The following is a 23,256-nucleotide window of genomic DNA, read 5'->3' on the forward strand; positions in this document are numbered from 1 at the left end:
CCAACAGCTTGTGCGCCTGCCGCAAAGTATCGGCAGGCCCCTTTGCCTCCCGGCTGAGGGTTTCCATGGCAATTGCGCGTTAACCCGCCTGCAAGCTCTTACAGGACGCGCCATGGCGGGAGGGACTCAGTCGCTGTAGCCCCAGGGCGCGGCCGGTGGCGGCACTGGCTGGCTGAGGTCGAAGTCGACCCGGAATTCGCGGCTCTCGCGCAGCAGGCGGTAGCTGAAGCTCTTGAGTTCGGTGTTGATCAGCAACTGCCAGGTGTTGCCGACCGAGGCCGCCAGGCCCTGGCGCAGGAACAGCTCCTGGCTGTAGGGGTCAGCCGGGAAGGACTGCAGCTGCGGCCAACCGGCATCGCGGGTGTGGCCGCCGTACATGGTCGAGGCATCGCTGCGGCCGTCGGCCTTGCGATGGTCATGCTTGAGGCTCAGGCCCGAGCCGGTCTGGCTGACGATCCAGGTGCGTGAATGGTTGTCGCCGACATGGAAGGGGATCTGGATCTCACGCTCGCTGCAGCGCCGCACGTGCATCAGCAAGCGGCCCTCGAAGCCCGCGCCGCTTTTGGGCTGGTCCACCACGACCCGGCCCTCGAAGGCCTGGCCGCAGAGGCTGCGCAGTTGCTCGAAGAACTGACGCTGGGCCTGGCCGGCCACCAGGGGCGCGGCCTGAACAACAGGCGCCTTAGGTACCGCGGCAGTCAGATCGGCCGCGCCAGCGCAAGCGATCTGCGCAAGCAAGGCCGTAGAGATAAGGTGTATGAAGCGCGGGTAGTGCATCTGAGTTTGATTTGATGTCAAGAGTCGGGGCCCGGGTACAGAGCCTGCGCTCAGCGCCGCCCGAACATCATCTGCCGCGCCACGGCCCGCTTCAGCGGCGGCGCCAGCTGCAGCGCCGCCAGCGCCAGGCCGCGCGCGGCCGGCAGGCCGGGCCAGCGCCAGGCAAAGGTCCGGGCCAGGAAATCGGTGGCGGCGATCATGCTCCAGCGGTCGGGTGCGCGCTGCCACTCGACGCGGCGCAGGGCCTGGCTGACCCAGAGCGCGGCCACATCGGGGTCGCTCGATCGCGCCTGTCCTTGCACCAGGGCCTCAACCAAGGCATAGGCATCGCGCAGGCCCAGGTTCAGGCCCTGGCCGGCCACCGGGTGTAGGGTCTGGGCGGCATTGCCGATGCGCACGACCTGAGCCTCGACCAGGCTGCGCTCGGCGTTCAGTCCCAGGGCAAAGCATTTGAGCGGGCTGATGCCCTGCAGCGTGCCCACGCGTGCCGGCAGCAGGCTCTGGATCACGGCCAGGCGCTGCGCGTCGCTGAGCGAGGCGATGTCATCGTCGGCCTGGGGCATGCACCAGACCAGAGCTGCGCGGCGTTGACCGTCGCGCGGGCGCAGGGGCAGCAGGGCCAGCGGGCCGTTGCGCGTGAAGCGTTCGAAGGCCAGGCCTGGCGGGCTGTCTTCGGCCAGGGTGACGCTGCCGACCCAGGCGTTCTGCTGGTAGTCGTGCGACACAGCCTTGCGCGCCTGCTCGGCGAACACGCCGCCTTCGGCCACCACGGCCAGGTCGAAACTCTCCGCCACGCCGGCATCGACCTCGACGCCGGGCGCCAGCGGCTTCAGGCCTTGCACGGGCGTGCCGAAGCGGCTGAACAGGCGGGCGGGTTCGGCCTGCACGCGGGCCTGCCAGCGTGCTTGCATGGGCGCCACCAGCTGGCCGTAGCTGAGCACGGCGCCGAGCTGGCTGACGCCTTGCTCGGCCGCGCTCAGTCGCACCTCGGGCTCCTGGCTGGCGCCGAACAAGGGGTGGCTCAGCGTGGGCGGCGCCTGGCTGACGCTGACCTCCAGAATCGCCTGCGCCACTTCGGCATCCCAGGCCTGCAGGCGCTGCAGCAGCTGCACGCTGCCCAGGGCCAGTGCCAGGGTGCGCGGGTCGCCCGACACATCTTTGTCCAGTGGCCGCGCGTCGAACAGCGTGATCTGCGCTTGCGGCAGGCGCTGAGCCGCCAGCAAGGCCAGGCTCAGGCCGGCCGGGCCGGCGCCGATGATGGCCAGGCGCAGCGCTGTGGCCGAGGGGGCCGAGGAGGACGAGGGCGAGGAAGGAGAGGCGGGCATGGGTGCGGCAGCGAGGCGAAAGCCTGCAAAAGCGGGCAAGTCAGCACTATAGCCAGCGCCGCTTGGCCCGCTGCCGGGATGGGCTTCAGCCGCCGCAGCTGCCCCAGGTCTTGCCCTGGTCGCCGCTGCATTCCTTGCGGCTGGTGCCATCGGCCAAGGTGCTGTTGCGGGTCCAGTTGCCGATGTCCGATTTCTCGATGGTGACGCGCAGGCCGGTGTCGTCCTCGGAGCGCTTGTACCAGCTGCTGAAGGGCGTGATCTTGACCTCTTCGTCAAAGCGGATGCCGCTGCCCGCGATGCGCGTGATCACGCTGTTGAAGTCCAACTGGCTGCTCTTGGCTTTCAGGTTGAACCAGTCCTTGAGCGCGGTGTGCTCGGGCTGCAGCGGATCGAAGCGCAGATTGTTGGTGTAGCTCACCAGGCCGACACGGTAGTTGGCATAGTACTGGCGCTGCCCGATCTCGCTCGGCAGGGCGCGGCTGTCCTGCAAGCAGGCGGTCGGGTCATCCTCGCGCTTCGGGTCCATGTACTCGACCACCAATCGGTAGGTGACGCCATCCTTGAGCTGCTCAATCGTTTCGTCGATCGCACAGCGGAAGCTGCTCACGTTCGAGTCAAAGTTGTAGCCCGTGCGCGTGATCTTGAGCTTGGCCGAGCCCCAGGCTTGCTCGTCCTGCCGACGCAGGTTCAACACTCGCAAGGTCTTGCTCAGGTCTTCGCTCAAAACCACCGACTCGTTCACATAGCCGGCCGGGCGCCAGACCGAGCTGTTGCGGTACCAAACCCCGGCCACATCGCTGTAGCTGTTGCTGCCGCGGCCGCGATAGACCTCGGAGCGGATGAAGGTCGCGTCGGCGTAATCGGCATGCAGCTTTTGCTTGTGGGCGTAGCCGGCCTTCAGGCCTTTGACGATGTCCTGAGCCACGGTGTAGCTCTGCGTGTCCTTGGACTTGATGAAGTCGTCATGGATGCGTGCTTCCGACAGATTGTGTCGGCGCACCAGATCCCCCATCACGTTCTTGATCTCGTAGATCATGGCTTCGCGCAGGCCCTGGTTCTGGCGCAGCTGGTCGCAGCTGCTGAGCTTGGGGTCGCTGGCGGTGAGGCGCGTGCGCACCTGGTCCCAAATGGCGGTGGTCAGCGGCGATACGTTGAGCACCTGGTCCAGGCTGATGGGCTGGAACTGTGGCGCCATGGCCATCTGGTAGGCCTCCTTGACCGGGCCGCTGTCTTCGTCGACGGCGCCCACCGGCACATCGACGTACAGCGTGGCATAGGGCAGGCAGGCGCGTTGCGGCTCGCTCAGTTCGAGCTGGTAGGCGCCGGCGGCCTTGGAGATGGTGGAGGGTTCGTCAGCGTCCTTGAGGTGGTTGCCGTTGATGTCCAGCCAGACCGTGGCGCCGTTGACATAGCCGTCGATGACCTTGCCGTTCTGCACCGACTTGGGAGCCGGCGCCGGCGCCGGCGCGGGAGCAGGTGCTGGTGCTGGTGCTGGTGCTGGTGCTGGTGCTGGTGCTGGTGCTGGTGCTGGTGCTGGTGCTGGTGCTGGTGCAGTCGGGCTGCTGCCTCCGCCCCCGCCGCCGCCGCAAGCGGTGCCGGCCAGGGCCAGCAGAGCGCTGACGCCCAGCGCTGACCATCGATGAGCTGCTTTCCTCGTCTCCATGACTTCCCTCAATTCTTTTTGGCGAAAAAAGTCGAGGAGTCTAGGGCGCGGAATTGGCTTTGTTGATCGGGGTAAACGCCGGAGCGGCCTGGGGCCGCCGCCCTCAGGCCGCCGTCCTCAGACTGCCGTCAACTTGCGCTGGCCTTGGCCCGGCAAGACCTTGAGCGACTTGCCCACGCTGGCCGTGTACTCGCGGCTGGTGATGGTGCTGACATAGACCCAGTCCGAGCGGCACTCTTGAGCCGTGACGGTCAGGACCATGAAGCCGCGGCGCGAGGTGTCGGCGTATTCCAGCGGGCCGATCAGCTGGGTCAGAGCGCCGGCCAGCTGCGCCGGGTTCTCTTTGGGCAGATAGACCTCGAAGCCGGGCGAGGTGACCGAGCTGGTGGCGAACTCGACACCGACCTGGTTGCCGGCCATGTCCTGCAGATCGCTGGCCCAGGCGTTGTGGGTGTCGCCGGCCAGCACGACCAGGTTCTTGTTGAGCTGGCGCGCGGTGGCAAGCACAGTCTCGCGTGCGGCGGCATAGCCGTCCCAGGCATCGAGGTTGTAGGGAATGCTGGGCTGGGCCAGGATGGCGCGTTCCTGGGCATTCAGGCTGGCCGGGTTGCTCTGGGCCTTGGCCACGATGGCGCCGTAGGCGGAGACGCTGACGCCGCTGCCCGGGTTGTTGGCTTCAAACAGAATCGGCGCGGGGATGTTCATGCGGCCCATCAGCACCTGCTGGCCCAGCACCTGCCAGGTTGCGCTGGAGGTGCTCAGCTGCTGCTGCAGCCAGCCGGTCTGGGTGGCGCCCAGCAGTTGGCGATCTGTCTTGGCCATGTCCTTGCCAAAGCTGGCGGCGTCGAAGCCGCTGGCGCTGGTGTACTTGGCGTAGTCCAGGGGTTCATCGCGGCCGATGATGCGGGTGTCCAGCATGTGCAAGGACAGCAAGTTGCCGAAAGCAAAGCTGCGGTAGATCAGCTCGGCGCTTTGCTGGCTGCGGATCGGCATCCACTCGTGATAAGCCTGGATGGCCGCGGCCTTGCGCTTGGCGTAGTCGCCCTCGGTGGCGGGCTGGTGGTTCTCGGCGCCGTTCATCCAGGCGTCGTTGGTGATCTCGTGGTCGTCCCAGACGGCGATCATGGGCACATTGGCGTGCAGGCGCTGCAGGTCAGCGTCGGCGCGGTACTGCGCGTAGCGGCGGCGGTAGTCGTCCAGGGCGACGATTTCGCCGGCCGGCTCCACTTCGCGGCCCAGGGTCTTGGCCTGTTCGCTGGCATAGCCACCGCGGCCGTATTCGTAGATGTAGTCGCCCAGATGGACGGCCACATCGATGTCCTCGCGTTTGGCCGCCTCGGCGTAGACATTGAAGTAGCCGGCCGGGTAGTTGGCACAGGAGAACACCGCCAGCTTGACCTGGCTGACCGACGCACCCGCGGGCAGGGTCTTGGTGCGGCCGGCCGGCGAGTACTGGCCCTGGCAGCTGAACCGATAGAAGTACTTCTGGCCGGCTTGCAGGCCAGTGGCGTCAACCTTGACCGTGTAGTCGCGGACCGCAGCGGCCTGAGCATCGCCCGAGGCGACGATGGACTTGAAGTCGGCGTCGCTGGCCACTTCCCAGTGCACGTCCAGGTCACGCACATCGGCGCTGTCCTTGGCGCGCACACGGGTCCACAGGATCACGCGCTCGGCTTGCGGGTCGCCGCTGGCCACGCCGTGGCTGAAGCTGACCGGAATCACCGCCAGGTCACCGCCGCCGCAGCCGCTCAGGCCCAGCGCGCCCAGGCCGGCCGCGCCAGCAGCCAGCGCGACCGAGCCGCGCACGAAGCTGCGCCGGCCGGCATCGGCCGTGTCATCCGCTGCGGTCGCCGCGGAGTGGAAGAAATTGTGCAGTTTGCTGGAGGAGCTCATGGAAGTGCGCCGGCTTCAAGGCCAGGGTAGATGGGGCAAGCGGCGCAGTGTGCGTATGCACGGTGACATCCTTGCGACACGAGCTGTCGCCTTGGCGACTCGCGCGCTGTCGATGCATGCACGCAGGCAGGCACCCGGTGTTGCGCGCGGCCATCTCCCGAACCCTTGCAGCGCCGCGCACAGGCGGACGCATGGCGTTGCCGGCGTAGGCGGCGCCGGTGGGGGGCTCCGCGCTTCTAAGGCATCAGCGCCGCCGGCACACTTCGGTGTCTATGCTCCGGCCCGGCCATCGAGCCTTTGCCCATTCAGCAAGCCGGATGTGGGCTCAGTGGCAGGTCTTCAGCTGATCGCCAGATCCTTGAGTACCGCCGCCTGTTCGCGCTTCTCTGGCTGGTATTCCGGCACCAGGCGACGAAGTTCGCGCGTCATGGCTGCGTCATCCCCGTCCGCACAGCTGGCCAGCAAGGCCGACAGATGCGCGTCCAACTCAGCCGGCTGGAGGTGATTCTCCTGGGCGCACATGATGCGCGGATGCCCGCTCGGCACGGCCCCGTCACCGATGATCAGCTCTTCGTAGAGTTTCTCGCCGGGGCGCAGGCCCACGAACTCAATGGCGATGTCCCCGTCTGGGTTGGCTTCGCTTCGTTCCGTCAGCCCTGACAGCCGAATCATGGACCGGGCCAGATCAGCGATCTTGACAGGGTCGCCCATGTCCAGCACGAACACATCACCGCCCTGTGCCATGGCGCCGGCTTGAATCACCAACTGGGCCGCTTCGGGAATGAGCATGAAGTAGCGGATGATGTCCGGATGCGTGATGGTGATGGGGCCACCCCCACTGATCTGGCGCTTGAACAAGGGCACGACCGAGCCTGAGGAGCCCAGCACATTGCCAAAGCGCACCATGGCAAAGCAGGTGCGTGCGCCGGGGCGCCGAGCGGCAGCCTGGAAAATCAGCTCCGCTGCACGCTTGGTCGCGCCCATCACATTGGTCGGCCGGACGGCCTTGTCGGTGGACACCAGAATGCAGGTCTCCACACCACCCTCCAGGGCCGCTTGAGCCACGTTCAAGGTGCCGAACACATTGTTTCTCAGGCCCTGCTCGATATTGGCTTCAACGAGCGGCACATGCTTGTACGCGGCCGCGTGGTAAATCGTTTGAATGCCGTGTTCATCGATGAGATCGCGCAGCAGACCGGCATTCGCCACCGAGCCCAGCACCGCGCTGATGCGGGTGCTTTTGCGGACCTTCTGCAGTTCCTGGTCGATGCTGTACAGAGCAAACTCGGTGTGGTCGAGCAAGATCAGGTGGGCCGGGGCTTGCGAGATGATCTGGCGACAGAGTTCGCTGCCAATGGAGCCGCCGGCGCCCGTCACCAGGACGACCTTCCCGAGCAGGTTCTTTGCGAACAAGTTCGGATCGGGCGGAACCGCATCGCGCCCCAGCAAATCGGCGACGTCCACCTCTCGTATGTCCGACAAGCTGACCTGGCCACTCACCAGATCGACCAGCCCGGGCAAGATCTTCACAGGCAGGCCGGAGTTGGCGATGCCGGCGATCAATTTGCGCTTCTGGCTGGTGCTCGCGGACGGAATGGCCAGCACGACCTGATCGACGGCCAGCTTGACTGCGGCGCCTTCCAATGCCGCCGGCGCAAAGACTGGCAGCCCGGCCACGGTCTTGCCTACCAACAGGCGACTGTCATCCAGAAAACACACTGCCTTGTATTCGGCGCTGAAGTTCATGCTGTTCGCCAATTGCACGCCGGCTGCGCCGGCGCCGTAGATGGCGGTGCGCACTTGCGGGGCACGACCGCGCTTCATCGCACCCAGCAACAGGCTGCGGACGAGATAGCGGGAAATCACGACATAGGCAAACGCGATGAACCAGAAGATGAGGATGGACGAGCGCGGCAGCATGTCGAAATTGAAGCTGCGCGAGAGCCCATACACCAGCAGCACCACGACGGCCAAAGCCGCGCTGCTGCTGCCCAGCACGCGCAGGTCCATGAACCTCAGCACGGACCGATACAGCCCGGCCGCTCCAAGCACCGGGATGGCCAGCAAGGCCAGAACGATTTGCGCCGGCAGCGCCGTTTTCAGCGCGTCCTCAAACGACCCCAGCCGCAGCACGACCGAGGTGAACATGCACAGCGGCAAGCAAATTGCATCGCTCGCCATCAAGGCGAAGGCCTTGGCCCAAAGCGGCCAGGCAACCATGCGTTGCAGGTAATTCTGATTCGGCACCGTCACTCAGGACCTCCACTTCCAGGCACCGGCCAAGTTTGCCCAGGACTGCGCCTGCAATGGGTTGCTGCCTCTCACCTTGCGCACATAGCGTCGACCCAGAACGACCGACGAGGAAAGGAACAGCGCCAGCATGGTGACAACGATCACGATGCTGGCCCGTTTGGGCTTGGACTTGCGGTCAGGCGGCATGGCCTTGTCCACCTGCTGCAGCGACGGGCCCTCTTTGGCTTCATCGAGCTTGGCCAATTCGTACTGGCGAATCATCCCTTCCAGCAAAGCCTCTTGCAGCTTGAGCTCGCGGCGCGCGCGCAGATACTCAACGGCCGCGCCGGGCAGCTTGGCGATCGACACGCCGCCGGTACCGGTGTCCGCACCCGGCTTGGTCGTCGAAGTGGTCTCCGCCGCGGCCAGTTCGCTGCGCAGCGCCTGAATTTCTGAAGCGAGTCGCAGGGCAGCGGGGTTCTGAGCAGTCGCTTCCAGACGCAGCACCTTCATCTGCACTTCGCGCTCGGCGATCTGCGCGCGCAACTGTGCCGCGCCGCTCAGCGCAAACTCGGCTTGCTTTTCCAGAGCCAGCACGCCCGACTTCTCCTGGAAAGCGCGCAGTGCCGTTTCTGCCTTGACCACCTGCTCCTTGGTGTCCTTGAGCTGCTGCTCGTAGAACATGCGGCGTTGCTGTGCTTCGCTAACGGCCAATCGCCCCAGAACCTTGCTCACCTCCTCCGCATGCGCGTTGGCGAGCTTGGCCGCGAACTCCGGATCTTTGTCATCCACCTCAACGCTGATGAAGCCCGACTTCTTGTCTGCGGAGATGCGGATCAAGCCACCAACCTGGCGGCGCAAGGTCTCATGGCTGTCGCTCTTGTAGCGGTCTTTCAGGTCGAAGCGCTGGTCCAGGCCTCGCAGCACGCTATCGCTGCTCAAGAGACCCACGTACATCTCGTCCGGAGTCTTGCCGCCGACCGAACCGAGCCCACTGAGCGAGCCCAGCGCCGCCAGGGCTGCGGCCGATCCGCCTTGCTGCTGGGCATTGGTGGGGGGCAGGAACGTGGTGCTGGCCGTGTAGACCGGCGCCATGAGCAGGGTTGCGCCGATGGCCGCGACGGCAGCCAAAAAGCCTGCACCAGCAATCAGGCGCTTGCCTTCGCCCAGCCAGGTGAGCGCTTCCACCAGACTGACGCTGCTGGTGTCATCGTCTTCTTCGTCGTCGTAGTCAGCCGTTTGGTTGGAGCTTGTGGGCAGTTGCATATTCATGGATGCAGGCGCTGCGATGGCAGGCGCTTGAGAGCAGGGGAGTGGTCCGCATGTGCTGACAGCTTTGGCAAAGCGGTGAGCGCCGCGGGTCCGGGTAGGGTGGCGAAACGATCAGGCCCTGCGCAGCAAGCTGCGAACGGCGTCAATCACCCGGTCCTGTTGACCATCGCTCATATTGGAGCCCGATGGCAGGCAGAAGCCGGTTTCGAACAGCCGCTGTGACACCGAATGCCCGCCATGTGCGAAATAGCGTGTCTTGGCAAACACGGGCTGCATCTGCATGGGCTTCCAAACCGGCCTGGCCTCGATCCGCGAAGCGGCAAGATGCCCCATCAAGTCGGTGCAGGTCACGCCGCTGCGGCTTGGCCGAATCACCCCGGCAGTCAGCCAGCGGTTGGATTGACTCCAGCTCGGTTCAGGCATCCATTCGATCGCATCCAGGTCCGCCAGGCCCGCACGGTAGCGGTCGAAAACACGGCGTCTCGCGGCCACGCGATCCGCCAGCACACGCAACTGGCCGCGACCCACGCCGGCCAGAATATTGCTCATGCGGTAGTTGTAGCCAATGGTGGTGTGCTCGTAGTGAGCCACCGGCTCCCGGGCCTGCGTCGCCAGGAAGCGAGCCCGACGAACCAGGTCCTCGTCGTCGGCCACAAGCATGCCGCCACCCGAGGTGGTGATGATCTTGTTGCCATTGAACGAGTAGATCCCGATGCGGCCGAAACCGCCGCTTTGACGGCCTTTGTAGGTCGCGCCCAAGGACTCTGCGGCATCCTCAAGCATGGGCACACCGTAGGCGTCGCAGAGCTGCGACAGCGCGTCCATGTCGGCGCTCTGGCCGTAGAGGTTGACGACAATGACCGCCTTGGGCAGCTTCCCGGAGGCTCGCGATTCCGACAGCGCTTGTTCGAGCGCCAGGGGCGACATGTTCCAGCTTTCCGGCTCGGAATCGATGAACACCGGCGTCGCGCCTTGGTAGATGATGGGGTTGGCGGTGGCCACAAAGGTCAAGGCCGAGCAGAACACCTCGTCGCCCGCGCCGACGTCCAGAAGTCGCAGCGCGAGGTGAATGGCCGCCGTGCCCGAGCTGACAGCGGCGGCGTGTTTGACGCCCACCCACTCCGCCAACTCGCGCTCGAAGCCGTCCACGTTCGGGCCCAGCGGCGCGATCCAATTGCTGCGGAATGCCTCGGCGACATATTCCTGCTCCTGGTCGCCCAGGTGCGGGGTGGACAGCAGGATCTGCTCGTCCAGGTCTTTGCGATCCAGCACCTGCAGAACCAGGCCATCGCTGCCCAACACCGGCACATGATGAATGCCATGCTTGACCATCAAGGCCAAAGCCTCTTCCCGAGACTGCGGACCCTGCTGAACCACCTGCGACTGGATTCTTGGCAGCGCGTTCAGGGGCGAGTCGAGGCCGGAGTCGGCGAGCACCAGTCGACGCAGATCACCATCGGTGACGGTCCGTTCGAAATGCCCTTGCTCATCAATCAGCAAGAGAACCCCGGTGCCCGCGGCATCAAGGCGGCTCAGGGCTTCGCGGACGCACATGCTCCGCTGGACCTTCATCTGTTCAAGCTTCTTTTGCATTTTTATCCCTTTGTTTTGATCGCGCGGGAACACCCAGGACACATTCTCCAGGGGCAACATGGCGAGTCACCACGGCGCCCGCTGCAATCACGGCGTCGCGTCCAATTCTCAAGCCCGGCAAAACTCGGGCTCCGGTTCCAATCAAGGCCCCTGCGCCCACGTGCACGCCACCGCTCAAACTGGCGGCCGGGGCGATATGGGCAAAGGCATCCACCACGCAGTCATGGTCGACCACGGCGCCATGGTTGACGATCACGCCGTCGCCAATCTTCGCCGACGGCGCCACCACACAAGCGGCGGCGAGAAACACGCCTTGGCCCAGCTCGGCAAACGGTGACAGATGGGCGCCCGGGTGAATGATGGTCAAGATGCGCGCCTTGCCAAGGCTCAGCGCGGCGTAAGCGGCGGCCCGGTACGCGTTGTGGCCGATGGCGAGGTGAAACCAATCGCTGGCGATGATGGCATCGCCGGGAGCACCGACGATGGGCTTGCCCAGCAAACTCGTGCCATGCAGCGTGGCCTTGTCGTCGGCAAAGCAGAGCCCCACATCGGCCTGCACCTGCAGCAAGGCATCGGCCACGACCTTGCCGTGGCCGCCGGCACCCACGATGACGATGCGGCCTTCAATACGCATTGCACTTGGCCATCAGTTCGGGGGTCAAGGCCAGTTCGGCCAGCAAGCGGGCGATGCGCGGCCCACTGGCGCCGTCACCGTACACATTGGTGGCCCGGTTTGGCTGGGCCGTTCCAAGCCCGGGCGCCGGCCGGGGGCTCGCGACACCTTGCAGCGCGGCACGCAAGGCCATCGCACTGACCGGGATGTCGGTCACGTTGGCATTGCGTTCGCGCATGTTCTGGCGCGAGCCCAGATTGATCACCGGGGTATCAAAGGTCGCGGCTTCGATGATGCCGCTGCTGGAGTTGCCGACAAAGACATCGGCACAAGCCATCCAGGACACGAACTGAGCGCGGGGCAGATGGGTCTTCACCACCATCTGGCCTGGCTGTTGCAGGGCCAGCAGTGCCTGGCGCACCGGCTCGCAGCCGGCGTCCGAATTGGGCTGCAGGGCGACGATCTGGTAACCCTGCTCCAGCAGCACCTGCAGTGAGGCGCGGGCCTGCTCGCCTGCCTCGGCCGCTTCTTGCAGGACCGGGTGGTACACAAACAGGGCCAGTGCTCGCCCGGCATCCAGACCTTCGGCCGCACACAGCTGGCTGCGATCCGCGCAAACCAGGCTCTGCAAGCCATCCAGCCCGGGCGCGCCCGTGACATGGACATGCTGGCCTTGCTCGCCCATGCGGATCAAGCGATCGCGGGCTTGCTCCGTTGCGACAAAGTGCAGATGGGCCAGCTTGGAGATGGCGTGCCGCACCGGCTCGTCCACCGTTCCTGAGCGCTCACCGCCGTGGATGTGTGCAACCGGAATGCCCAGATGCGCAGCGGCCAAGGCGCCGGCCAGCATCTCGCCCCGATCACCCAGCACCAGCAGAAGATCCGGGCGAGCCGATTCGAGGGCATCGACAAAACCGATCAGCATCTGGCCGATATTGCGCGCCATCTGCGCGCCGGTGGGCTGCGAGAGCTGGCAGGGCACCCGGGCGGCAATTGGAAATCCCTCTGCCTCGACTTCCCGGACGGTCAGGCCGAATTCCTCGGCCAGATGCATGCCGGTGACCAGCACACTCAACTCCAGAGTCGGATGCTGGGCAATCAGGCGCAAGGTCGACACCATCAAGCCGAAATCGGCCCGGGTGCCCGTGACATAGCAAACGCGCCGCTTGGACGGACTCACGCCAGATCACTCCAGGCCAAGGTTGTGCCGGCCGGCACGGCGTGAGCCATGGTGCGGCCCAGCGCTTGCTCCAGAGACTTTGGGGGAATGCCTGTACCGGGCCGCAAAAGGCAGACATCGTCCGCCGTCAGCACTGCGCCAGCGGCCAGATCTCGGCGGCTCGTCACGCTGCGCCGGACCAGGGCGCGCACCGGAAGCTCGGACGGTGTCGGTGCCTTCACCGCCGAGCCCAAGGCCTGCTCCACCGCCCGGATCTGCTCGATCATCTGCCGCAGCTCCTCCGGTGAAAGCGAGGCCTGATGGTCCGGCCCGGGCAGCGTCTTGTCGAGCGTGAAGTGCTTTTCGATGATCACGGCGCCGAGCGCCACCGCCGCCGTGGATACAGCCACCCCCAGCGTGTGGTCCGAATAGCCGGCGGGTACCGCACACGCTTGGGCCAAGGTCTGCATGGCGCGCAAGTTGACGTCGGCCGCTGCGGCCGGGTAGTTTGAGGTGCAGTGCAAGATGCTCAGCATCTCAGCCAGCGGCTGTGTCAGCGCCAGGCGCGTGCGCTCCGCTGAGATCACGGCCACGGCCTCTTCCACTTCTTCCAATGTGGCCATGCCGGTGGAGACGATCAGCGGCACGTTCTTGGCGGCGAGGAAGCGCAAGAAGGGGTGATTGGTGATTTCACCGGAGGGGACCTTGATCCGCTTCATGCCCAGCGCCAGCAGGAAGTCGGCGGCCTCTTCGTCGAAGGGGGTGGACATGAACTCGATGCCCAGCTCGGCACAGCGCGCCACCAGGCGCCGGTGCAGCTCGGGGGACATCTCCAGCTGCTTGAGCATGCTGTGCTGGTCGCCATCGCCCGTGGCACTCTTCTGATACGCAGCCTTCTCCGCACCCGGGCGCACCAGCTTGTCGGCGCTGAAGGTCTGGAACTTCACGGCGTCGGCGCCGCAGCGCGCTGCCGTCTCGACCAACTGCAGGGCCAACTCATCAGAGCCGTTGTGGTTGACGCCGGCTTCGGCGATGACAAATGTTTTCATGTGAGGGCCGATAGGGCGGATATCAATTGCTCGGCGGCGAACCAGTCGGCTTCGGTGTCGATGTCGATGTTTTCGCAGGCGTCCGTGCAGACAATGCCATGGGTGCCAGGAGGTGTGAAGCTGCCAAGCGCTTTCAGGGTGTCAACTCGAATCAGATACAACGCACCGTTGATCGCGGCGGCGCGTGGCAGATCTTGGCTTCGAAGTTGGTTCTTGCCGGGAAAACAAGGGCTCATGGCGCCCTTGTCATCGAGGAAATAGGTCCAGTACGGATGCTGTTCGATCGCACTGACACCCACGACCGCTTCGCAGGACAGGGCATCCAGTTGCGTGCACGCTTGGTCCCAACGCGCCGCGTAACGCACTGGGCAAGTCGGTTGCAGGATCGCAATACGTTCAAACACCTCGCCCTCGCCCGCGCACTGCTCCAGCGCGTGCAGGGCGACATCCAGTGTCGTCGCCGTGTCTGAGGCGAGTTCGGGGGGGCGAAGCCAGGGCACAGCCAATCCGCAAGCCCGAGCGATCGCCGCCACTTCCGGTGAATCCGTCGAGACCATGACCCGGTCAAACCCCGGATAGGTCCGGGCAAAGTCGATGGACCACTGGACCAGCGGCTTGCCCGCGAACACGCGATGGTTCTTCCCGACCACGCGCTTGGAGCCTGCGCGTGCCGGAATCAAGGCCAGTGTGCGTGCCTTGCGCGAGCTCGAGCCCGCCGTGGGGCCGAGCCCGGTCGTGTCAGGACCTTGGGTTTCGGTCATGATTTGCAGAAATGATCAACCACCTGCAAGCCGATCGTGCCGCTGCGCTCCGGGTGGAACTGGGTTGCCATCACATGGCCACGCTGAACTGCCGCACAGACCTTGTGGCCCCCGTACAAGCAGTGCGCCAGGCTGTCTTCCGGGCGATCGGGACTTGCGGCAAACGAGTGCACGAAATAGAGCGCCGGATCACTTCCAGCCAGCGGCGCCAGCAGGGTGCCGGCCCAATCCCGCCCGCCCGAATGCAGGTGATTCCAGCCGATGTGCGGAACGCGTTGCGCTTGGCCCGTCGTAGTCATTGCGGGAATCGCCCGCACCCGCCCCGGCAAGATGCCCAGGCCTGCATGCTCGCCAAACTCTTCGCTGGCATCAAAGAGGATCTGCATGCCGACGCAAATGCCAAACAAGGGCCGTTCAGTCTGCGCAAACTGCCGAATGACATCGGCAAAGCCGCGGCTCTGCACTTCCTTCATGCTGTCGCGGAAAGCGCCGACGCCCGGCACCACCAAGCGATCGGCCTGCTGAACGGCATCCGGCGTGGTCGCGACGGTCACATCTGCCCCCACATGTTCAAACGCTCGCACCACGTTGAACAGGTTGCACATCCCGTAGTCGACCACGGTCACTTTTCGATTCAACATCATGCCTGCTCAGAGTTTTCGTACGGGAAGGTGTGCGGCCAGTGCCGCAGCGCGAATCTCGGGCACCGTCATGCGCTTGTAGTGCAGGACATCGGCCATCGCGATCGCATCGGCCAGACCTTGCTCGGCGGCCTCGACGAAGTGAGCCAAGGTGCCCATACCGCCGCTGGCAATGACTGGCACCGGAACGGCAGAGCTAACCTGGCGCAGCAGGTCCAGGTCGAAGCCTTGTCGCGTACCCTCGCGGTCCACGGCGGTCAGCAGGATTTCGCCCGCGCCCAGCTCTACACCGCGGCGAACCCAGTCCAGCACATCCAGCCCGGTACGTTCCCGGCCGTTGTCTGTATAGGCTTCCCACTTGCCCGGCGCGATCTGCTTGGCCTCGATCGACAGCACCATGGCCTGAGACCCGAATCGCTGTGCGACCTCTGAAATCAGTTCGGGCCGGGCAATGGCCGCAGTATTGATGGCCACCTTGTCAGCGCCTGAGCGCAAGATGTGCCGCGCATCATCCACCGAGCGAATGCCACCACCCACGGTGATGGGGATGAACACGTCCCGAGCCGCCTTTTGGATGATGTCACTGAGGTTGTTGCGCCCGTACAAGCTGGCGACGATGTCCATGTAAATGAGCTCGTCGGCGCCGGCTTCGTAGTAGCGGATCGCGTGCTCTTGCGGGTCCCCCATCACGCGCAGGCCTTCCAGCCGTATGCCCTTGATGAGGTTGGGTCCCTTGATGTCGAGCCGGGGAATGATGCGCAAATTGCTCATGACTTACTTGACGTCCGGGTGCCAAACCGCGTGGCGCTGCTTCCATTGGCCGTCTTCCCACTTCCACAGATGCGGGGAACGGAAACTGTCGGTCAGGTGGGTGAAGTACTCACGGGTCATGATCGGCTGCTCGAACATCTTGCTGGCTTCCGGGAACTCGTTGGCAGGAATGCTCAGGTACTTGAAGATCTCGTCAGCAAAGCGTTCCGGGAACTCGTGGTCGTAGCGTTTCACCAGTGCGACGCCTTCGTCACGAGTGATGTCGCCGGAACGGATTTCTTGCGCCGCGTCATAGCTTGCGCGGCCGATGCCGAACTTGGTGCCGGTGGTGTAGTAGTGGAAGTCGTCGATGCGGTCATCGATGCTGTTGTACTTGCTGTACGTACCCGGTGTCCGCTCCGGCGAGGCCTCGAAGCCACCGTGTTCGACCGCGTAGTAGTAGCAAGCCTGGGGATGCCACTTCAGGTAATAGCCCAGGTAATGAACCTCGGTCTTCTTCTCTTCGATCTCGTTCGGGTTGGCTGGCAAGTACGGGGCCAGATCATGAGTTTCCAGGCCGAACTCCGACTTCAGGTCCTTGACGGAGACGCCGCCCAGGCTGACCTTGGATTGGTCTTCAGCCGTGAAGTACGACCAGTCGCGCTTGGCCGACTCGGTGTCACCGATCGGGTTGCCATACTCAGCCTCGTTTTCCCCGTAGATGACCAGGGGGATGTTGAACAGCAGCGACATCTTGGGTGCCAGCGACTTCTGGCCAAACATGAAGGCCTGGAAGGGGTGGAACAGGTTGTCGACGGCCAGGCGCGTCAGCAGGCGGTGTGCACGCCCGTTCGGGGTCATCAGGTAGTTGTCGTGGCCAGCATGAATCCAGCGCTGGAAATTGCGCCAGCCCCATTCCGTGTACACGTGCGGGGCCCAGGTGACGGTCAGCGGATGCATGCCGTACTTGGTGCGCAGAATGTGCGAGGCGTAGAAGCTGTCTTTGCCGCCCGAGCCCGGCACGATGCAGTCGTAGCTGCCGTCCTTGCTGCGATGGCGGTCCAGCAAATCGCGCAAGGCGCGCTCGCGCTCGTCCCAATCGATCACGCCGTTCTTCTTCTCCGCAAAACGGCAGGCGTCACAAATGCCTTCCGCGTCGAAGTTGATGGTCTTCTTCTTGGAGTCTTTGGTGTGGGTGTATTCCACAGCCGAATTGGGGCGCTGATTTGAAATCACGCAGCGCTTGCAAAACACCACCTCTGAGGGCAGGCCATATTTGGCCTCCTGATTCAACGCGTCGCCCAGATACTTAGATTTGTCGACTTCTTGGGGGGCAGAGATGCGATCCATTGGTAAATCCCTTGTCAAAACGAAACGGAAAAAATCAATTCAAAAGCGAGTTCATGACGTTCAGCAGCCGAGCCGCAGCCGACTCCTGAGCGGGTGCAACAGCCGATGCGCCCGCGCCCGCCACAGCACTCGCTGCCGGGGGCTTGAGTGCCAGCAAGGCTGCACCCAGCTGCGGCAGTTCGGCCACGCCCGTCGACACACCCATCTCGCTATAGGGTGCATCCGCCGTGAATACCGAGCAGTCGACAGAGAAAACGGGCCGACCTGCCAGAGAGGCTTCCAGCCCCACCGTCGAGGCCGTGACCACCACCGCATCGACAGCATGCAGCAAGGCGCCAAGATCCTCGCCACACGGGCTGAATTCCACATTGGCACTTCCGCCCTCAAACTCCACGCGTTCGCTGGGGTGATACCTCACCACGAGGCGGAATTGCTCATGCAAAGCGACGAATTCTCTCAGATAGGATTCGATGCGCCGCGGCAAGCTGGGGTCGCCCACGCGCTCGGCAAATGGGTGGCGTTCCGGTTCGATCTGCGAGGCCCAGAGCAAACAGATGCGGCCATCATTCCACCCGCGCGCTTGACGAAGCTGCTGACCCGCCAGGAGTGAGACCGGGGTGGTCAATCGATCGAAAGCCGGGTTGCCGGTCACTACCACTTCTTCGGGCCGGCGGCCATGGGACAAGAACATCTGCCGCACGCCTTCGTTCAGCACGCAAACCCGTCTGGCATAGCCGGCCTGGCCGATCCACTGAACTTCCTGCAGGCCGAAGATGTCGACGGCACAAACCGAAGGGATACCCATTCGGCCGGCCGCGAGCAGCGCTGCCTGTTCGCTGCGCGGTGAATTGGTGGCCACCACCAGTGCGGGCTGCCATTGCGCAAACACATCCTCAAACAGCGCTTGTGGAAGAAAGGCTTGACGGCCGCGCTGTTGATAGGCGGCGCCTGCCCCTTCAATGCCCAGGCGGCGAATCAAGTCCCGATAGTTCAGACCGAGGTAGGCCACCGTTTCCGCGTGCGGCACGCTCCCCCCAGCCGGCAGGTCAGCAGCCAGGCGTTCTCCGAGTTCCAAGACGTCTGCGTCCTGAGCGCCGGGCAGTTGGCGATAGGCGATGTGAGGGATGCCTTGTCGTTCCAGATATTCGCCGGCGGTCGTCAAGGCCAGGAACACAAAAGGCTTCTGCGCCGCCAACAAAGCCTTCGCGACAGGGGCCAACATGGCGACATGACCACCGCCATAGGCGATCAGAAATGTTGAGTCGGGGGTGGGCTGGTAGGTGCTGTTCAGGTTCATCGGTCACTCAGCAATACGACCTGCCCCTTGTATTGATTGATTTCGCGGTAGTCCATGACCTCAGTCTTGCCAAGAAAGATGCCGACCGAAGTCACAGCTTCTTCCACGAGCTCAAACTCATCCAGTGATTTGAAAACGATGTGCGCACGGCGCAAATGATCCAACCCGGCTTTGGCCTGCCAGCTCTTTGCAGGCACCAGCACGGGCCCTGCCGTGCCTTGGAACTTGTTCGTCCCGGCAACGGTATTCATGATGTCGATTGGAAACTCCAAGCTAATGGTCCTGCCCTGCATCTGATAGCTCACGCGGGCCTGCAGCGGAATTCCAGCGCGACTGGCCTGCTGGATCTCCGCCGCATTGCTCAGGACAGCGAATTTCCCCGATCGCAACGAAATGTCCAGGCTCTTCAGCCCCGAATTCAGCGACATGCTGCTGTTCTGCGGGCGGTAGGGCGTCTGCTTGCGCCCGAACAGAATCGAGTCCGACGCAAACACGGCATAAAACTCGTAGCCGGGGCTCAAGAACAATTGGCCTCTGTTCTTGCTGCCATAGACATCCTCGGCACGACAGGCGACGCCCAGGTAGTAGCGGCTCGTCACCTGGCTTTGAACATCTTCAATGGTCAGCGAGGACACCAGCCGCCGGCGGGACACATTGTTGGAGCCGGTCCGTGCTGGATCCAGCTCAAACCTCAGAAACGAGCGATGGAAATCGAGGCCGTCCACTTCGGTAGCTGCGCCAAGCAAAGGGACGGCGAGCAGCGCCAGACCAGAAAGGGTCTTGGCCAAAAACCTCACTAATGGCGTTGACACCATGCGGCTATTTGGCGGTCTTGACGCGGTAGACCAAGGCATTGCCAACGTCTGCAGCATAGAAGCCTGTTTCGTCGCAAAGCACATCGTGGATGTAGCCCGACTTGCTCCCATTGGCCGCATAACCATTCTGGCCGCCAAAGACAGTAGTGATCACTCCAGATGTATCAATGCGGCGCACTGCAAAATTGAACTCGTCCGCGACAAGCAAATCCCCATTAGGGCAAAACGACAGTCCCGAGGGCGTATTCATCTTGGCCTTGGTTGCCTCGCCGCCGTCGCCGCTGTACTCGCCCTGATCTTGATATGGAGCATTACTGGATGTCCACTTCGTCGCTCGTCCAGGCGTACCTGCAATCAACTGCAAGCGGCCAGTGGCCCCAATCTTGTAGATTGCATTATTCCAAGAGTCTGCAATATAGAGATCACCGCCGGCGGAAACTCGAACTGCATGGGGGTGATTCAAAGGGGAAGCTGTGGCCGCTGTGTCAAATTTTGGTAGAAGTTCAGTTGAGGTGCGACCCGCTCCACTGCCTGCGACAAGCGTTACCAAACTACCGTCTGATGATATTTTCTTGACTTGGTTGTTGTAGGTGTCTGCCACAAAAAGGTTGTCGGCTGCGTCGAAGGCAAGCCCGCGAATTGCTTGAAAGCGTGCCGTTTTGCAATCGACGCCATGAACATTGCCTGCACGCTCGTACCCGCAGAAAAGACTGACAGTTTGGCTGGCCGCATCAATCTTCATGATGCGATTCTGTTCGGCAATGTATGTGTGCCCTTTGCTGTCTAGAGCAATGGCCCCAGGATAGTAGAAGCTTGTGGATGTGCCCGCTACATTGATTGAGGCCCATCCCAGTATCCCGTTTCCGGCAGTTCGGCTAGCTGCACTGCCGTCAGGATTAATTGAAATAACTGATGGGCGGTTGTTGTCTAAGGCTAAAATTTTTCCTTTGTGCTTCGCAAGGGAAACGATTACTCCGAGTGCTGTTGCATCACCGCCGGTCGACCAGGAAATTGCCCCTTGATTTGTGAGTTTGTATACTCGTCCTTGATCTGAATCCACTACCAACATTCCGCCTTGGGCTGAAGGCTTTATGGATACTGTATTCGCAAAGGAGACGGGTAGTCGACCCACATCCCTTCCATCCTTATCTATTGCAAGGATCGTGGTGTGGTCGCCAATATAAGTTACTTGGGATTGCTGATCGTAATGAATGCCGCCACCAAATAGTGTGGAAAGTCTTCTTGAGCTCGCTGATTGCGAAGTTAGTCGGTAGAACATATTGTCGATCATTAGATCAACGCCGACCCCAGGGACCGGTCGAACACTTTTGATGACGTTCGCAGGAATGTAGTTTGGCAGGTCAAATTGGTACCAGGACTTGTATCCGGCTGGCACTCGGTAAAGGCGCGGAAGCTCCCCGGGAGTTCGTGAGTTCATTGCTGCCCATAATGCGCCAGTACTGTCGTGTCCTATCCAAACACTGTATCCAATGTTGGTTTTATTCGTTTCCTGACTTATGTTTGGCCAACCTATTTTTCCCGGAATGCCGGCTACAGTTTTAATTACTCCGGTTTGTAGATCTATGGAGCGAATCAAGTAGTTGCCTGTGTCTGCAAAATAGAGTTCGTTATTGAGGATTGAAAGCCCCGTTGGTGAATTTAGGGCGGTCGTCAGTCGGTTCCCGTCGCCGTTATGGCCGGCGCTGAGAGTGCCGGCGAAAAGCTCTATTTTTCCGTTGACGACTTTTCGGATCGCATGTGAAGAAGTCTCTGAAATGTATATAGCCCCATCGCTGCCTTCGACTGCATCGTGTGGGTAATTCAATCGGTACCCATCAGCATTTGCGATAGCGCCCGGTGGTGTTCCTAGCAAGATAGCTGGACTCGGCTCAGGCGCTGGTGCAGGAGCAGGAGCAGGAGCAGGAGCCGGAGCAGGAGCCGGAGCCGGAGCCGGAGCCGGAGCCGGAGCCGGAGCAGGAGCCGGAGCAGGAGCAGGAGCTGGAGCTGGAGCTGGAGCTGGAGCTGGAGCTGGAGCTGGAGCTGGAGCTGGAGCTGGAGCTGGAGCTGGAGCTGGAGCTGGAGCCGGAGCCGGAGCCGGAGCCGGAGCCGGAGCCGGAGCCGGAGCCGGAGCCGGAGCAGGTGCAGGTGCAGGTGCAGGTGCAGGTGCAGGACCGGGTGCCGGTGTGTCGTTGTTTGCATCCCCTCCACCGCCACCGCATGCAGTCAAGAGGATGGACAGTAGTACTGAATATTTTTTCATATTGCGTAACTCCCTGGTTTAATGAATTTTCTTGATCTATTTGCGGCTCTATATTGAAAGCATATTAGTGCTATCGGTATAGCGAGCGTCAGCACCGTAAACCCAAACAGGCCGCCGCCAATTGCGAATGCCAGCAGGGTCTGCGCGGGCCTCATGGGTCGACCCGAAATCATCAGAAGGACGGCGACCGCCAGCAAAGGGCTCAAGGCTGTCAAAACGAGCAAGATACTCGTGGAGCGGCCGAGTAAAAACACACCCAAGCCATGTTCCAGCATGGTCAGGGCACCCGTGAGACCCCCGCCATAAAAGTCGAGATTTTTTGTCAGTGCGGTCGCGAAGTAGTTGGCCATCACGAACACGATCGGTGTCGCGACGAGATACAGGGTGTATCTTTTCAGCCGAGACATCTTCTTTGGGCGCGTCCTGCTGGCTTTCCAGTGGAAATAGGTCAAAGCAGACACCGTGACCATGAAGACTCCGGTGCTGACGGCCGCCAGCAAGCTGGCACCTGCCATGGCAACGAGCTTGCGCCCCGCCTGGATTTCTCCGCGATTCATCTCCAGGCATGTACAGGCGCACAGCAACCACGCCGTCCAGGCGATGACCCCACGCCCGTTCATGGCCAGGTGTGCCGCAAGAAAAATGGCCCAGGCCCAGACTGTCGGTTTGCGCTCGCACACCAACAGCGAGAGCTTTCGCCAGAGAGCGACATTCGCAGCAAAGAACAGGCCGACGTAGAGCGAAAATCCCAGACTGGGTAAGTAAGCCTCCAGCATGAAGCCGGGGTAGGCAACCAGATACCGAAACAGGTGTGGGTGGCCTATCAACAGGATCGGGTGGACCTCGGCTTGCCACAAATCAAGAACTTGCGGCCACGCTTCAAAGGTCTTTAGACCGAACCCTGTGAGAAAGGTGGCCGCCAACAGCGCCACGATCCCGTCAGCGGGTAATTTTGAACTGGCCATAGAAACTTTGAACAACCTGGGTCATGGCGCGAAGTGGAGTTTCGCTCCATGGCTCTTCGTTCAGCCCGATTCTGGTTTTGCCAATGTCAGTGGCGGTGGTGTTGCGGGCCGTTCCAAACAGAACATCCCAAAACTGGAACACCGAGGCGAAATTGCAGTTGTAATCGCGCGGGTCTGCGCTGTGGTGCAGGCGATGGGCTGCCGGGGATTGAATGACCCAGGTGCCGATATGGCCCCAGGTGTTGTTGAGGTTGCTGTGCTTTAGAAACCCTAGACCTTGCAGTGCCAGTTGTGCTCCCAAATAGTGCTCAGGAGGCATTCCCAGCATGGCAACTGGAATGGCGTTGATGCCGTGCAGCAAGGCCCGCTCCATCGGGTGATCACGCAAAGCCGTCAACATAGTCATTTCGTCCGCGCTGTGGTGGTATTTGTGGATTTCCCACAGCGGCCCGATTCGATGCATCAGGCGGTGCGTCCAGTAATTCGAAAAATCTAAGGCGGCGATAAAAAACACATAGGCGAGCCAGGGCTGTTGGACATGGTCAAGCAGCCTCAGGTCAATGTGTGTCCTCAGCCAGGACTGCATGAGATAGATCAGTCCGAAAAACAGGAGAGTACCGAGCAACAAGGAAATATTGCTGAGCACCAAGATTGCGCTTACCAGATCGGTTCGGGCGCTCGCGCTGCCAGACAGCAACCGCTTCAGCGAGCTTCGCGCCCAGCCGATCAAGGCGACTTCCACCAGCATCAGGCTCAGGAGTATTCCCGCCGAAATGAGCAAACTCTCGCCAATGGCTGGCGCCATTCGCAAAATCCGTTGCCCCAATTGATCCAGCATGTT

Annotated in this window: 20 protein-coding genes; 1 reads left to right on the plus strand and 19 read right to left on the minus strand. The window is 62.5% G+C overall.

Going from position 1 to position 23,256, the window contains the following annotated elements; all coding sequences use genetic code 11:
* Positions 1–126: 126 nt before the first annotated feature.
* The 17 genes from ACQY39_RS05985 to ACQY39_RS06065 form a co-directional block, all read right to left on the minus strand.
* Entirely contained in the window at positions 127–738 is a 612-nt protein-coding gene (locus tag ACQY39_RS05985; protein WP_428504333.1) for a hypothetical protein, read from the minus strand.
* 89 nt (positions 739–827) lie between these two features.
* Positions 828–2,102 (minus strand): FAD-dependent monooxygenase, encoded by a 1,275-nt coding sequence (locus ACQY39_RS05990; RefSeq protein ID WP_428504335.1) that lies wholly within the window; start codon positions 2,100–2,102, stop codon positions 828–830.
* Between the two features lie 85 nt (positions 2,103–2,187).
* On the minus strand, positions 2,188–3,765 hold the full coding sequence (locus ACQY39_RS05995) for a hypothetical protein (RefSeq protein ID WP_428504337.1): 1,578 nt from the start codon (positions 3,763–3,765) through the stop codon (positions 2,188–2,190).
* Positions 3,766–3,882: 117 nt separating this feature from the next.
* Positions 3,883–5,658 carry an alkaline phosphatase D family protein gene (locus tag ACQY39_RS06000; protein WP_428504339.1) on the minus strand — a complete coding sequence of 592 codons (1,776 nt, stop codon included), beginning with the start codon at positions 5,656–5,658 and terminating at the stop codon, positions 3,883–3,885.
* Positions 5,659–5,997: 339 nt separating this feature from the next.
* A complete protein-coding gene (locus ACQY39_RS06005; protein WP_428504341.1) occupies positions 5,998–7,911 on the minus strand; it encodes a polysaccharide biosynthesis protein in 1,914 nt (637 codons plus the stop codon).
* Complete coding sequence (locus tag ACQY39_RS06010) at positions 7,912–9,156, minus strand: GumC family protein (RefSeq protein WP_428504343.1); 1,245 nt, start codon at positions 9,154–9,156, stop codon at positions 7,912–7,914. It abuts the gene before it with no gap.
* A gap of 117 nt (positions 9,157–9,273) precedes the next feature.
* Complete coding sequence (locus ACQY39_RS06015) at positions 9,274–10,755, minus strand: aminotransferase class I/II-fold pyridoxal phosphate-dependent enzyme (RefSeq protein WP_428504345.1); 1,482 nt, start codon at positions 10,753–10,755, stop codon at positions 9,274–9,276.
* Positions 10,739–11,389 carry an acetyltransferase gene (locus ACQY39_RS06020; protein ID WP_428504347.1) on the minus strand — a complete coding sequence of 217 codons (651 nt, stop codon included), beginning with the start codon at positions 11,387–11,389 and terminating at the stop codon, positions 10,739–10,741. Before ACQY39_RS06020 ends, ACQY39_RS06015 begins: the two co-directional genes overlap by 17 nt.
* The gene (gene neuC, locus ACQY39_RS06025; protein WP_428504349.1) at positions 11,379–12,548 is read right to left on the minus strand and encodes a UDP-N-acetylglucosamine 2-epimerase; all 1,170 of its coding nucleotides are present in this window, start codon (positions 12,546–12,548) and stop codon (positions 11,379–11,381) included. The genes ACQY39_RS06020 and neuC overlap by 11 nt, the downstream gene beginning before the upstream one ends.
* Positions 12,545–13,576 carry an N-acetylneuraminate synthase gene (neuB, locus tag ACQY39_RS06030; RefSeq protein ID WP_428504352.1) on the minus strand — a complete coding sequence of 344 codons (1,032 nt, stop codon included), beginning with the start codon at positions 13,574–13,576 and terminating at the stop codon, positions 12,545–12,547. The genes neuC and neuB overlap by 4 nt, the downstream gene beginning before the upstream one ends.
* Positions 13,573–14,337, minus strand: a complete 765-nt coding sequence (locus tag ACQY39_RS06035; protein ID WP_428504354.1) for a cytidylyltransferase domain-containing protein — start codon at positions 14,335–14,337, stop codon at positions 13,573–13,575. Before ACQY39_RS06035 ends, neuB begins: the two co-directional genes overlap by 4 nt.
* Entirely contained in the window at positions 14,334–14,963 is a 630-nt protein-coding gene (gene hisH / locus ACQY39_RS06040; RefSeq protein ID WP_428504356.1) for an imidazole glycerol phosphate synthase subunit HisH, read from the minus strand. Before hisH ends, ACQY39_RS06035 begins: the two co-directional genes overlap by 4 nt.
* Before the next feature lie 24 nt (positions 14,964–14,987).
* Entirely contained in the window at positions 14,988–15,749 is a 762-nt protein-coding gene (gene hisF, locus ACQY39_RS06045) for an imidazole glycerol phosphate synthase subunit HisF (protein ID WP_428504358.1), read from the minus strand.
* Positions 15,750–15,752: 3 nt separating this feature from the next.
* A complete protein-coding gene (locus ACQY39_RS06050; RefSeq protein ID WP_428504360.1) occupies positions 15,753–17,078 on the minus strand; it encodes an N-acetyl sugar amidotransferase in 1,326 nt (441 codons plus the stop codon).
* A 34-nt stretch (positions 17,079–17,112) separates the two neighbouring features.
* Positions 17,113–18,375, minus strand: a complete 1,263-nt coding sequence (locus ACQY39_RS06055) for a UDP-glycosyltransferase (protein WP_428504362.1) — start codon at positions 18,373–18,375, stop codon at positions 17,113–17,115.
* Positions 18,372–19,163, minus strand: a complete 792-nt coding sequence (locus ACQY39_RS06060; RefSeq protein WP_428504364.1) for a hypothetical protein — start codon at positions 19,161–19,163, stop codon at positions 18,372–18,374. The genes ACQY39_RS06055 and ACQY39_RS06060 overlap by 4 nt, the downstream gene beginning before the upstream one ends.
* Before the next feature lie 31 nt (positions 19,164–19,194).
* A complete protein-coding gene (locus ACQY39_RS06065) occupies positions 19,195–21,015 on the minus strand; it encodes a hypothetical protein (protein ID WP_428504366.1) in 1,821 nt (606 codons plus the stop codon).
* Positions 21,016–21,089: 74 nt separating this feature from the next.
* Here ACQY39_RS06065 and ACQY39_RS06070 point away from each other — a divergent pair, with 74 nt between their 5' ends.
* On the plus strand, positions 21,090–21,485 hold the full coding sequence (locus ACQY39_RS06070; RefSeq protein WP_428504368.1) for a hypothetical protein: 396 nt from the start codon (positions 21,090–21,092) through the stop codon (positions 21,483–21,485).
* Here ACQY39_RS06070 and ACQY39_RS06075 read toward each other — a convergent pair.
* Together ACQY39_RS06075 and ACQY39_RS06080 are read right to left on the minus strand one after the other, a co-directional pair.
* Complete coding sequence (locus tag ACQY39_RS06075; RefSeq protein ID WP_428504370.1) at positions 21,447–22,415, minus strand: hypothetical protein; 969 nt, start codon at positions 22,413–22,415, stop codon at positions 21,447–21,449. The two genes, ACQY39_RS06070 and ACQY39_RS06075, sit on opposite strands and share 39 nt — an antisense overlap.
* Positions 22,390–23,253, minus strand: a complete 864-nt coding sequence (locus ACQY39_RS06080) for a sterol desaturase family protein (RefSeq protein ID WP_428510733.1) — start codon at positions 23,251–23,253, stop codon at positions 22,390–22,392. The genes ACQY39_RS06075 and ACQY39_RS06080 overlap by 26 nt, the downstream gene beginning before the upstream one ends.
* Between the last annotated feature and the right edge of the window lie 3 nt (positions 23,254–23,256).

This window comes from Roseateles sp. (assembly GCF_965262435.1).
GTDB lineage: Bacteria > Pseudomonadota > Gammaproteobacteria > Burkholderiales > Burkholderiaceae_C > Paucibacter_A.